The sequence below is a fragment of the Bacillus sp. NPDC060175 genome (assembly GCF_042728695.1).
In the GTDB taxonomy this organism is placed as follows: Bacteria; Bacillota; Bacilli; order Bacillales; family Bacillaceae_G; genus Bacillus_A.
In genome coordinates this window covers 1-12,514 of the sequence record NZ_JBHWYR010000106.1, presented here as the reverse complement: position 1 = coordinate 12,514, position 12,514 = coordinate 1, and the positions used below count along the sequence as shown (strand labels likewise).

Sequence of the window (12,514 nt, the reverse complement as noted above, 5' to 3'; positions counted from 1 at the left end):
CAAGATATCATATGGAGTTCGATAGCCGAATTCACGCTATCGGTAAAATGATATGTGTCGTCAAGAACAAGACGCTAAAACATATGAACACGCAATGATCTGTACGGTATGGTTATAGTACCGTAGCTCACGAACCTATACGGTCTGTCGTGAGAGTGGTAATGGCACACCGCAATTTTGCACGTCAGCGATACCAGAAATGGACTTCGCCTTTGGTAGCAAGAATCCCACTGACGTTTGTCAGCCTGCCCCTTTAGGGGTGGGAGTGTCAAAGCTGGTCAAGTACATGAACTAGACGTCTTATTATTTCCGCGGACTGTTTGAGTTGTTCCGCATCAAAATCTGAAAGGGTCGCATTAAGAATATGATTTAGTTTTTTCTCTCTTTCTAAATGACAATTTAAACCACTAGGTGTAAGTCGGATGTTGACAATTCTACGGTCGTTATTTGAACGAACACGCTCAACGTAGCCAGCCTGTTGCAATCCATTGATTAATTGGGTAACACCCGCGGCGGTAGTTTCTGCTCGATCAGCTAAATCTTTGACTGATAATTCACCTTCCTCAGCTAATACTTTAAGGGTTCGGGCATGGACCATTGAAACAGCTCCTAATGTACGAGTAGCTCGCCCTCTTAAACGTCCATCGGCTGCAGTCAGGCTATATATAGCTTGACTAAGTACATCTATTGTAGTTAATTTATTAGCAGAATTTGTCATAAAATCACCACTCCCTCATTAGTTAAGTACTTAATTATATAAAAATAACATTAACATATAGAGAAGAATAGAGTCAAATTAAGTGGGAATTTACAGTCCTTTTTCCAAGCGATAGTATATCTCATTATCTGGAGTCATCTTATGAAAAGATAGAATACGTGAACTACTCGCCACTTAGCAAAGCTTGAAGCGGGAGCTTCTCAGTTCCACGATGAAAGTAACATTTCGTCTCCCTGAGCGTTACTTCGGGTGTTCCACCCCTAGATGTCCAGCCCTTGGACGCTCTCTTGGTACAGTTGATATTTTACGCAGGAAACGAATGGCTTGGTTTTCGTGCTCTATTTTCTTCCTGCAACCTCATATATCAGGTTATCAAAGAACTCCATATAGCTAATTTATCAAAAGTTTTTGGCTATGCAAAACCGAAATTCATATCCCACCTACCGTTGGGATATTGCCCTTCACACGCTTAAGGAAGGAGAATTCTTTCGTTAAATTCGTTAAAATATAGACTTGACAAAAGCCTATAGTATACTTCATTGTTATTAATTAAGTACTTAATGATTAAGTACTTAATGATTAAGTACTTAATTAATAAATATAGTAAAGGATGATTATTATGACTCAACGTTCAATATCTCAAGGATGGGCATTAGACATAGCACTTGCGCTTGGTGGATTTGATGCTTTGCACCCTGAAGCAAAGGCAACTATGGAACAGTTAGGACACGATCATACTGATTTTGATAAGGTTTTTTCCCAAGTAAAGAGTGGGGCAATGATACCAAAAGCATGGGCCACGGTTGCTGCACAGGCTCAAGAACGAGCAAAGCACTATGAACAAAAAGGATTCGCTGTGACTGCTCGTGACCTGTATCAGCGAGCTGCTGTTATGTGGGGACGTGCACAATACTCATATTTTAATGATGATCCACGAAAATTGGCATTTCGAGAGCGTTGTAACGAATGTGTGGCAGCTATTTCGTCACTTGGAGGTGGAAGGGTACAACGTATAGTATTAGACTTTGAAGGCAAAAAGATATATGCATTGCTTCATTTACCTTTAGGCGAAATTCGTAATGCACCAGCAGTAATATTAGGTCCAGGTATGGACATGATTAAGGAAGACTATATACAGATTGCGCAACGCTATTATACGTCTCGTGGTATCGTAGCTCTATCAATTGAAGGTCCTGGTCAAGGAGAATCTGTGTCAGGAGGTCTAAAAGTTGATTTGACTAATTACGAACGTGCAGTTAGTTGTTATATCGATTTTCTTTCAAAGCGACCTGAGGTTGATTCAAATCGGATTGGATTTTTTGGCATCAGTATGAGTGGGTATTGGGGGATGCGGGCTGCTGCAAGTGATAATCGTATAAACGCTTTAGCAACTTTTGAAGGTGTATATGGCGAATTTGATACCATCTTCAACCGAGCACAGCCGAGTTTCAAAGCAAACTTTATGTACATGTCGGGCTACACTGATGAGGTTGCTTTTGAAAACGAGCTGAGTAGCCAGATGAACCTATGGAAATTGGCTCCAAAGATTACTTGTCCAGTCTTCATGGGAATAGGAGAATTTGATGAACTAACCCGTTTGGAAGAAGCATTAAGTCTTTATGAGCTTGTAGAAGCACCAAAAGAGCTGCGCGTCTACGAGAATGAATTCCATCCGCTTGGTGGAGTAGCTGCAGAAATTTTCCGTTTTGGTGCAGAATGGGTAGAACTTGCGCTTGAAGGTAACGTTAAAACTCACTATGATGAACGCTATTACATGCACCGTGATGGCGATGTCACTGAGGGGACTGCATTTCCAACCTATTGGCTTGGTGCTCAGCCGGCTGAAATTAAAGCACGTAAAAAATGTAACGCATTAAATGCTTGTAAAAATTAACAGATGCAATCCGATTCAAAAAAAGCTCTGCAGTAAGTATCAGGTCCGTTTTGTTATGTATCTATTATTTAACGAATTCAAGCGACATAGTAAATAAAGGAGTTATTATTCATCCAGATGGAATAGTTGAAAAATTTCAAATCTAATAAAGTATACAAAGAAAAGACACTCTATGAAGAGTGTCTTTTCTCCTACTTGAACCATCTTAATTTTAATAACATCCATTTCTTCTTACAATTACAAATATATAAGCTATCTTTCATATCACATTTATTTTACCGTATTTTTCTATGGGAATTATTGAAAAATATGATTTATAACTATTTATATTAAAATCCTTCAAAATAGCGAACGTATTTTCGAAAAATAGGTTGAATATTTGGGTTAAGTAGGAATGTATTAAGAGCGGATATTCTGTAATGGGGATAATGCAGTGTATGACTATTCACTTTGCCCAAACAATACAGTATTTTACCTAGATCTTGTGTCATTTTTCGCATCCGTTTCTTGCTTGAAATTAGGTTATGATCCACTACAAACAAAGCTAGCAGTAGTTAGCGATACGGCAAGACCAGACCAGGTTCTGTTGTTTTAGCTGCTACTAAACCACTAAAACAATTAGGTATAAAATTACGGTTTGGTTTTATGTACCTCCATCAACTACAAATTCACAATAGATTTTGCATTTTCATATCTCTGCATTTTATCTATACATCAGCATGTTATTCTCCTCATGTAAGTATCTTACATTTATTAATAATGGAAATAGTGAAAGACTTTTAATTGGTTAAACTAGAAAAGAAAGTATTTTTTCGTGAAAATAAATCGTGGGGAAGATAGAATATGGAAAGAACAATTTTAATTGTGGAAGATGAAGATATTTTACGTGAAATTATGAAGGATTATTTATTAAACGAAGGATATAAGGTGTTAGAGGCGATTGATGGGAAAGAAGCATTGTCTACATTTGAAGAACATGAGGTACATTTAATTATTTTAGACATTATGTTACCAGAATTAGATGGTTGGACGGTCTGTCGACGAATTCGTAAAACATCTAATGTGCCTATTATTATGTTAACGGCTCGGGTTGATGAGGATGATACCCTGCTTGGATTTGAACTAGGAGCAGATGATTATGTTACAAAACCATACAGTCCCCCTATTCTATTAGCGAGAGCCAAACGATTAATTGAAAGTCGACATTCTTCGAAAGTTAATATATCAATTGAGGACACATTAACTAGAAGTAGCATCCATGTACATTATCCCTCCCGTACAGTAACTGTCGATGAAAAAGATATAAGTTTGACGCACACAGAATTTGAAATACTAACATATTTAATGAAAAATCAAGGGATTATTATTTCTAGAGAACAATTAATCACTAAAATATGGGGGTATGAATTTACAGGGGATGATCGTACAGTCAATAGTCATATCCGTAATTTGCGTCATAAATTAGGAAATAGAGCAACTTGTATTGTAACAGTTGTCCGAGCTGGTTATAAATTTGAGGATCAGATATGAAAAAAGGAATTGTATTTAAATTATTTATATTAACAACGGCATTATGCACACTTATTTTAGTAACTATTTTTATTGGACAAACCATATTTTTCAAGCAATACTACGCGAATCGAAAAGTTAATGATATTAAAACGAATATTCAATCCTTTGAAAAAGCATATGTAAAATCTGGAGATGATGCGAAAGCAATTCAAGAATTGGAACAAAATTTCTATCAAGAGAATGCGACATGGATTACAACACTAGACAGTGTAGGCAATATAAAATATGCAAATGGGTTTTCTTTAGAAATTCAATTAGATCCTAATAAAAATAATTTTTTTTCTAATCGTGTAATTCATATTCCAATGTATAGTTTTATCGATTTAGAGGATATGCAAAGGATGCAGTTTCGTTTAGAACCGGGGAATCATATTATTATTGATGGATTACAACAAGGTGATACAGTAATACCTGCGATGTTAACAGTAAAAAATGGGAATTTGGTATTGGAGAATAAGCAACTTTCAGAAAGGTTATATGGAAGAGAAGACACAACGGATCCGTCATTAAAAGAAAGCTTATTAGGAAGCATTAAGAAAGTACAATTCCCAGAGGGAACTATAGGGCCAAGCTTTTTTTATACAAATCGTGTATTTATAGACAGGATAAAAAAATTTCAGATAAATCTAATATTAGATGAAAAAGATAAAAAATTAACTTCTATGGAAATAATGGATTATGAGCAAAATGATATTAAATATAAAATATTCATTAAACCAATAAAAGATGTAAATGGTAAGATAAATTATTTTTTTGCTATGACATCATTACAACCAGTGGATGAAGCTGTACAAATGATAAAAGATTATTATATTTATCTAGTTATATTAGTGTTAATTCTTATTGTTTTAGTATCGTTCTATTACTCAAAAAAAATCGCTAAACCATTGTTACAAATAAATGATACTACAAAAAGAATTGCGGATTTGGATTTTTCAGAGAAGATACCTATTACTACAAAAGATGAAATAGGTGATTTATCAAACAGTATTAATACACTTTCTATGACTTTGCATTCGTATATTAACCAACTGCAGCAAGACATAGAGAAAGAAAAGCAATTAGAAAATACACGTAAAGAATTTATCTCTGGTGTTTCACATGAGTTAAAGACGCCTTTAAGTATAATGAAGAGCTGTATTTCAATTTTGGAAGACGGTGTTGCAAGTAATAAAAAAGAGTATTACTTTAAAGCAATGTCAAAAGAAGTGGATAAAATGGATATGCTCATTATTGATATGCTAGAACTAGCAAAGTTTGAATCCGGTACGTATAAAATGGAAATGGATGTTTTCCATATTGATGAGATGATTGATTATATATGCGAGCAATTATCCTCGGATATAACGGCTAAGCAATTACATGTCCATAAGCACCTTTCTAAAATTGAAGTTGTTGCAAACCAGCATCGAATAGAACAAGTTATTACTAACTTTATTACCAATGCGATTCGTTACACACCAAAAAATGAGAATATTATTATTTCTACAATAGAAGAAAATGAACGTGTCAAAGTATGCATAGAAAATAAAGGAGCTCATATCGCACCAGAACATGTAGAGAAAATATGGGATCGTTTTTATCGAGGAGATACGTCTCGTCAACGATCCAAAGGTGGAACAGGGCTGGGGCTTGCTATTTCAAAGAATATTTTAGAATTGCATAGTATACAATATGGTGTATCAAATACTGAAGATGGTGTATTATTTTTCTTCTATTTAAATAAAAGCTTGTAGAATTTGAGTTCTGCAAGCTTTTATTATTTTTAAACAAAATTGACCTTATCTGCACTTTATCTTTATCAGCGTTCATTAATTATTTTACTATCTAACAAAATAGGTAAATAGAAAAATACTATTCTTTCTTTATCTTAATCAGGAAGAATCGTATTTTTTATTTTGGGTGTACAGGGCTAATGCTGGTGATATTATACATATTTATTCACCAGCAATTGAATGTTTGTTCACTATTTATTCGGTGTATAACCAGTTCTCGAATTCGGGAATTAACTTAACTTTATCAGAGAGGCAAATACTTTTCTAAAGATTAATGTATTCTTTAACTAATTTCGACATTATCTGCATTTTATCTTTATCCCTCTCTATTAATCTATTTATTGTAAGAACCGGTTGGAAATACTGAGTCAACCAAATAAAGGTTCGGATTTATAAATAATTGATATAAAAATCAATAGAGAAAGGATAGATAAATAATGAAAAAAACAAAAATTAAAAATAAAACAGGTGTAATAACTAAGGCAATAATATCGCTAGGAGCTGTTCTAGCAACGGCTTGTTTCATGTTCTTATTAATTGGAAAATTTAATTCCACTCCTGCGAAAGGGGTAGCTCAAAAAAGCATTAAACAAGTTAACACGCAGCAACAAGAAAAGAAAAGTGAAACACCACCGACAAAACAAAAAAGGCCGGATGGAAAACCTGTGGGAAAAGTAGTCTACTTAACATTTGATGACGGTCCGAGCGCATTAACTGGTCAATTTTTGGATGTATTAAAAGAGGACAATGTTAAATCAACATTTTTCATGCAAGGAAGTAATTTGCAAAATACCAGTCTTCAGGAAAATGTAAAACGAGCAATAAAAGAGGGGCATTATATTGGTGCACATAGTATGACACATAATAGCAATAAGTTATATAAAAATGGGCAATTTGTACCAGAGATGAAAGAAACTCTAGCTCTTATACATGAAATTACAGGTACAAACCCTAAATTAGTTCGCCCGCCATATGGTTCCGCACCAGGTCTAAAAAGCGAAGAAATTCGTAAGCAAATTGTAGAATCTGGAATAAAAGTCTGGGATTGGACGATTGATTCTCATGACTGGGAATTAAAAGATAATTCAACTCAGATTGCAGAAAATGTAAAAAAACAAACGACAGAAGATATAGAAGTTGTTTTGATGCATGAAAAACCACAGACATTACAAGCTCTTCCTGAAATTATTAAATTTTATAAAGAGAAAGGATATGAATTTGGTGTATACAATGATGCAGACCATTTCCACCTGAATTTCCAGAAAGATCAACGTTTATAGTATTTGACACTCCCCCCCTAAAGGGTCAAGCTGACAAACGTCAGTGGGATTCTTGCTACCAAAGGCGAAGTCCATTTCTGGTATCGCTGACGTGCAAGATTGCGGTGTGCCATCACCACTCTCACGACAGACCGTATAGGATCATGAGATACGGTACTATCACCATACCGTACAGGTTCGTGTTCAGATGTTTTAGCGTCTAGTTCTTGACGACACATATCATTTTACCGATAGCATGAATTCGGCTACCGAACTCCATATGATATCTTGTTTTCAAGGAACACAATGTCGTTTTAAAGACTTGTACTTGTCTATAGTTTGTGTATAACCAAAACACAACTGTTTTTCTATGAAAAAGCGATCCTTTCATCCCATGCCTAAAGTCCGATATGGGCTTTCCCGTATCGCAAAATCTGTAATTATCTTTGAAAATTGGCTTTCATCAGTAAAAACGTTACCTAATTTCACTAATAAAAGCACTGTAAGAAAGGAAATTGTATATGATTTTTAAAAAAATTACAATCTCATTGATAAGTATCATTTCCTTAGTAGCTTGCGGAAATCCAGATAGTAAGAAAGCAGTCCCTAAAATAGAATCTTCTTCTATCACCTTAGAAAAAGAGTTTCCCTCTTCTTCTAATATAGATACTTCTACATTTAAATCTATTTTTAAAACAAGTGTATTTTTAGGGGATTCCATTACAGATGGACTTCATAATCTTGATATATTAGACGAAGAAAATATTATAAGTGGTATAGGGAAATCAATTGGAGATGCTCAAAAAAATGTAGAGCAAGTAGCCAACCAAAAACCGGAAAATATATTTATTCTACTTGGGCTATGTAATCTTGCTGAAACAAAAGAATCTACAGTAACCCAATATTCTCAATTGATTCAAAAAATAAAAGAAAAATTACCTGATACAAAAATAAATATCCTGTCAATTACACCAGTTACACCAGAACGTACACAAAAAGAAGAGCGTTATAAAAATATTAATGATTTTAATGAAGGATTTAAAATGATAGCGAAAAAAGAACAAGTGAATTTTATCGACTTGTCCCCGATGTTTAAAGATAATCCAGATCTCTATGTTGAGGATGGCATACATTTTAAGCCGGAATTTTACCCAATTTGGTTGGAATATTTAAAAAATCAATTAAAATAAACAAAAATATTTTTGTATTATTAAATTACTACTTTTAATGTGTGTATTGTTTATACAAAGTTAATATAAAAAGGAAGTGAACTATTGCAACTAGCAACAATTCGCTTCCTTTTTTATTTAAACCAACTCGTATTTCCTATCTTGAAATCGACTATTACCAAACCATTTCATTGATTATTAAACACATTTTATTCAATCAAATTTCATATTCAATCTCAGAAATATAAGTATCAAATTATTCTTCTGTTAAGCTATTTAATAACTAATTTTCAAACTTAGGATTCTTTAAATTATTTCTATCTTATCTGCACCTTATTTTTACTTGTAACGATTAATCTATATTTGTAAACGAAAGGTTCGCATTGAAAATAAAAATAGCATCGCTATATACACAATAGCTTACGAAATAATGACTTGAGAGGAAGATAAAAATGTTAAAGAAAGTATGTGTTTGTCTAGTTACGGGGACCATTGCATTGACCTCCGCAGCCTGTGTAAATAAAGGAACTGAAAAAACATCAAATAAGGTCACTCAAGAGGCTGTGCATGAAAAAAAATCGAAAGATAGTGCGTATAAACCTATTTTTAAAAACAGTTTATTCTTTGGTGATTCCATTACTGAAGGGATGATTGATCAAGAATTAATCGATGATCAAAATATTATTGCTGACAAAGGTAAAATTACAGCAATGGCTATAGAGGAAGATGTTAACAAAGTAGTAGAAAAAAAACCTGAACATATTTTTATGAGCTTTGGAACAAATGATTTACTGATGCCTATGGATCTTGAAGGAAAGCCTATCGAAAATCCAGTCAAGTTTTCAATAGATAACTATTCAAAATTAATACAAAAAATAAAAGAAAAACTTCCAAATGTAAGCATACACCTTTTATCTGTTACACCAGTTATAGATAAGGTATTACAGGAATACCCACAATATAAACATATTGATGAATATAACGTGAAACTTAAAGAATTAGCAAACGTTGTAAAAGTAGAGTACATTGATTTATCTCTAATTTTTGAAAAAAACAAAGATTTACATGATCAAGATGGTGTACATTTTAAAGCTGATTATTACAAGCTACTACTTGAACAATTAAAAAATGCCGTTAAGTAATACTTATACCTATAATTTACAGTTCTTATATGAGGACTGTAAATTTTAAATAAAAAACACAGACAAAACCATTTAGGAGGTGAAAGAACAATGGTGTTCAGTAGTTTGGTTTTTCTTTTCTTATTTTTACCATTAACAATTCTCATTTATTACGTATCACCTAAAGTTCTTCGAAATTTAATATTATGTATCTTCAGTCTCATTTTTTATGCATGGGGTGAGCCTGTGTACATAGTCATTATGATATTTTCCACCATATTTGACTATGCTAATGGCATACTTATAGATAAGTATAAAAATCGCAAGGGTATTACAAAAGCAATATTTATTAACTCCATAATAATAAATTTAGGAATACTTGGTTTCTTCAAATATTACGGATTCGTGGTGGATAATATCAATACCATTTTTAATTTGAATATTCAGGTTGAGACGCTTCCTCTTCCTGTAGGAATCTCATTTTATACTTTCCAAACAATGTCTTATGTAATTGATGTTTATTTAGGTAAAGTACAGGCACAAAAAAATATTATTTCGTTTGGTACCTATGTTACGATGTTTCCTCAACTTGTTGCAGGGCCTATTGTAAAATACAGTGATATTGATAAACAATTACAAGAAAGAAAAGTAACATTTGATCGTTTTGGTGAAGGAATGGAATTATTTGTTAGAGGACTAGCGTTAAAGGTACTTTTAGCTAATAATATAGGACTTCTTTGGACAAGTGTAAAAGCAACTTCTATATCAGAACTTACAGTCCTCACAGCATGGATCGGGATTATTGCTTTTGCTTTCCAAATTTATTTTGATTTTAGAGGATATTCAGCTATGGCTCAAGGGCTAGGAAAAATGTTCGGATTTGATTTCCCAGAAAACTTTAACTATCCCTATATATCCAAAAGTGTAACCGAGTTTTGGCGTAGATGGCACATATCATTAGGTTCATGGTTTAGAGAGTATGTATACATTCCTCTCGGTGGAAATCGGACCGGATTAATGAAACAACTTAGAAATTTGTTTGTAGTTTGGCTCTTAACAGGATTATGGCATGGAGCGAACTGGAATTTTATTATTTGGGGATTGTATTTTGGATTATTTGTAACACTAGAAAAGCTATTTCTTTTAAAATGGCTTAAAAATAGAATGAGCTTTATCGGACATATGTATACACTTTTTATCGTTTTAATCGGATGGGTATTTTTTGAGTTTGAAAACTTATCAGTAGCAATAGATTTCATAGGAACAATGTTTGGCTTTAATCAATCCGCTTTCTTGGATAATAAAACTCTATATTATTTTACAACTAATTTTATGCTATTTTTTGTCCTAGCAATTTGTTCAACACCATTCCCAAAAAGAGCGTTTGTATATATTAGAGAAAAGTCGAAGTTACCAGGTGCTATTGGCATTCCAGTCTTTTATGTAGTACTAGTAGTTCTTTCAACTGCTTATTTAGTGAATGCCACATACAATCCATTCTTATATTTTAGGTTTTAATGATAGCCTATAGAACAATAATATTGTATTTAGCTAGAAAGAGGTGATTTACTTGAATCAGTATGAAAAAATATACAAATGCACAATGGCAGGGTTAGTGTCACTATTTATAGGGGGGATGTTCAGTATAAATTTATTAACTCCCAATAAAACATTTTCAGATACAGAGAATAGAAAGCTAGAACAGTTTCCAGAGTTCTCTTTCCAAAACCTTATAGAAAAGAAGTTCACTTCTAACTATGACAAATATATTTCTGATCAGTTCGCATTCAGGGATCTTTGGATAAGCGTGAAATCTGAAGTGGAACGAACAATAGGAAAGAAAGAGAATAATGGTGTGTATATAGGTAAAGATGGTTTTTTGCTTCAAAAGTTTAGTAAGCCTGAAGAGCAAGATGTAAAAGGAAAAATAGAAGCAATAAATGATTTTCATATTGCGAATCCTAATGTGAAAATGCAGGTCATGTTAGTACCTACAGCAATTAGTATTTTGGAAAATAAACTCCCAAATTATGTTTCTCATGGTGACGAGCTTGCGTATATTAATAAAGTGAAAAAATCTTTAGATAAGGATATAAACTTTATAGATGTATATCCTGTATTGAGCTCAAAAAAGGATGAATATATATATTATAAAACCGATCATCATTGGACCACCAAAGGCGCATATTATGCCTATCAAGAACTGGGTAAAAATATGAAATTTACTCCTAATGAAAATGGGTCATTCAACATTAAACAAATTACAAATAGTTTTTATGGATCCCTATATTCAAAAGCAAGTTTTGGAAATATAAATCCTGATAGTATTGAATTATATGAGCCAAAAAAAGATAACAAATATAAAGTAGAGTATATTGATGAAAGCAAATCGTCCACCTCTCTTTATGAAATGGAGAACATCAAGAAAAAAGATAAATATACTGTATTTTTCAATGGGAATCATCCATTAATAAAAATAAAAACTGATAATATGAATGGAAAAAAATTATTAGTTGTCAAAGATTCTTATGCGAATTCTTTACTGCCATTTTTACTACCACATTTTAGTGAAATCCATATAGTCGACCTTAGGTACTATACAGATAGTCTAAATATGTTGGTACAGAAAAATAAAATTAATGATATGTTAGTGCTTTATAATGGAAATACTTTCTTTGAAGATTCATCTATAAACAATTTATCCGAATAAATTAATTTATGTTTATCGCGATATTCATTAAATATAAATCGTTAGAACCCTTGTTTAAATTAAATGATTGAAACAACTAAATGCAAAGGAGAATTTAAACTAATGATAAATTTGTTGAAACCTTTTAATATAAAATTCATTATTACTATTATTGTTTGTACAATTACTTTGGGAGCTTTAAGTGGCTGTTTTGGAAAAAAAGAAAACGTTAATAGCCTTTCAGTTACAGAAATAGGAGAGGAAATTAAACATGCTACTAACTTAGAGGGAATGAAGGAAGGCGATAGTAAAAAACT

The 12,514-nt window shown here is 32.8% G+C and carries 9 protein-coding genes and 2 pseudogenes; 10 read left to right on the top strand and 1 reads right to left on the bottom strand.

From position 1 onward, the window contains the following. Positions 1-268: 268 nt before the first annotated feature. The gene (locus ACFWDE_RS27840) at positions 269-718 is read right to left on the bottom strand and encodes a MarR family winged helix-turn-helix transcriptional regulator (RefSeq protein ID WP_002016629.1); all 450 of its coding nucleotides are present in this window, start codon (positions 716-718) and stop codon (positions 269-271) included. A 619-nt stretch (positions 719-1,337) separates the two neighbouring features. Between ACFWDE_RS27840 and ACFWDE_RS27835 the strand changes: the two genes are divergently transcribed. The 10 genes and pseudogenes from ACFWDE_RS27835 to ACFWDE_RS27790 form a co-directional block, all read left to right on the top strand. Continuing rightward, positions 1,338-2,612: an alpha/beta hydrolase gene (locus ACFWDE_RS27835; RefSeq protein WP_016097149.1), complete on the top strand. Its 1,275-nt coding sequence runs from the start codon at positions 1,338-1,340 to the stop codon at positions 2,610-2,612. Positions 2,613-3,045: 433 nt separating this feature from the next. After that, positions 3,046-3,242: pseudogene (locus ACFWDE_RS27830) on the top strand (Y-family DNA polymerase); the annotation flags it as partial. A gap of 213 nt (positions 3,243-3,455) precedes the next feature. Next, positions 3,456-4,142: a response regulator transcription factor gene (locus tag ACFWDE_RS27825; protein WP_016097147.1), complete on the top strand. Its 687-nt coding sequence runs from the start codon at positions 3,456-3,458 to the stop codon at positions 4,140-4,142. Next, complete coding sequence (locus ACFWDE_RS27820; RefSeq protein WP_377896051.1) at positions 4,139-5,920, top strand: HAMP domain-containing sensor histidine kinase; 1,782 nt, start codon at positions 4,139-4,141, stop codon at positions 5,918-5,920. The genes ACFWDE_RS27825 and ACFWDE_RS27820 overlap by 4 nt, the downstream gene beginning before the upstream one ends. A 476-nt stretch (positions 5,921-6,396) precedes the next feature. Then, positions 6,397-7,239: a polysaccharide deacetylase family protein gene (locus tag ACFWDE_RS27815; RefSeq protein ID WP_377896050.1), complete on the top strand. Its 843-nt coding sequence runs from the start codon at positions 6,397-6,399 to the stop codon at positions 7,237-7,239. Positions 7,240-7,739: 500 nt separating this feature from the next. Continuing rightward, the gene (locus ACFWDE_RS27810) at positions 7,740-8,408 is read left to right on the top strand and encodes a GDSL-type esterase/lipase family protein (protein ID WP_377896049.1); all 669 of its coding nucleotides are present in this window, start codon (positions 7,740-7,742) and stop codon (positions 8,406-8,408) included. Positions 8,409-8,839: 431 nt separating this feature from the next. Beyond that, entirely contained in the window at positions 8,840-9,529 is a 690-nt protein-coding gene (locus tag ACFWDE_RS27805; RefSeq protein WP_377896048.1) for a GDSL-type esterase/lipase family protein, read from the top strand. A 90-nt stretch (positions 9,530-9,619) separates the two neighbouring features. Next, positions 9,620-11,026, top strand: coding sequence for an MBOAT family O-acyltransferase (locus ACFWDE_RS27800; RefSeq protein WP_377896047.1), 1,407 nt, complete (start codon positions 9,620-9,622; stop codon positions 11,024-11,026). A gap of 52 nt (positions 11,027-11,078) precedes the next feature. Continuing rightward, the gene (locus tag ACFWDE_RS27795) at positions 11,079-12,218 is read left to right on the top strand and encodes a DHHW family protein (protein ID WP_377896046.1); all 1,140 of its coding nucleotides are present in this window, start codon (positions 11,079-11,081) and stop codon (positions 12,216-12,218) included. Positions 12,219-12,320: 102 nt separating this feature from the next. Continuing rightward, positions 12,321-12,514 (top strand): annotated as a pseudogene (locus ACFWDE_RS27790) (DUF4358 domain-containing protein); the annotation flags it as partial.

What these genes read in the sequence shown, in the direction of transcription:
- ACFWDE_RS27825 (WP_016097147.1), top strand. Translation starts at nt 3,456, where the DNA reads ATGGAAAGAACAATTTTAATTGTGGAAGATGAAGATATTTTACGTGAA.
- ACFWDE_RS27835 (WP_016097149.1), top strand. Translation starts at nt 1,338, where the DNA reads ATGACTCAACGTTCAATATCTCAAGGATGGGCATTAGACATAGCACTT.
- ACFWDE_RS27820 (WP_377896051.1), top strand. Translation starts at nt 4,139, where the DNA reads ATGAAAAAAGGAATTGTATTTAAATTATTTATATTAACAACGGCATTA.
- ACFWDE_RS27800 (WP_377896047.1), top strand. Translation starts at nt 9,620, where the DNA reads ATGGTGTTCAGTAGTTTGGTTTTTCTTTTCTTATTTTTACCATTAACA.
- ACFWDE_RS27815 (WP_377896050.1), top strand. Translation starts at nt 6,397, where the DNA reads ATGAAAAAAACAAAAATTAAAAATAAAACAGGTGTAATAACTAAGGCA.
- ACFWDE_RS27810 (WP_377896049.1), top strand. Translation starts at nt 7,740, where the DNA reads ATGATTTTTAAAAAAATTACAATCTCATTGATAAGTATCATTTCCTTA.
- ACFWDE_RS27805 (WP_377896048.1), top strand. Translation starts at nt 8,840, where the DNA reads ATGTTAAAGAAAGTATGTGTTTGTCTAGTTACGGGGACCATTGCATTG.
- ACFWDE_RS27840 (WP_002016629.1), bottom strand. Translation starts at nt 718, where the DNA reads ATGACAAATTCTGCTAATAAATTAACTACAATAGATGTACTTAGTCAA.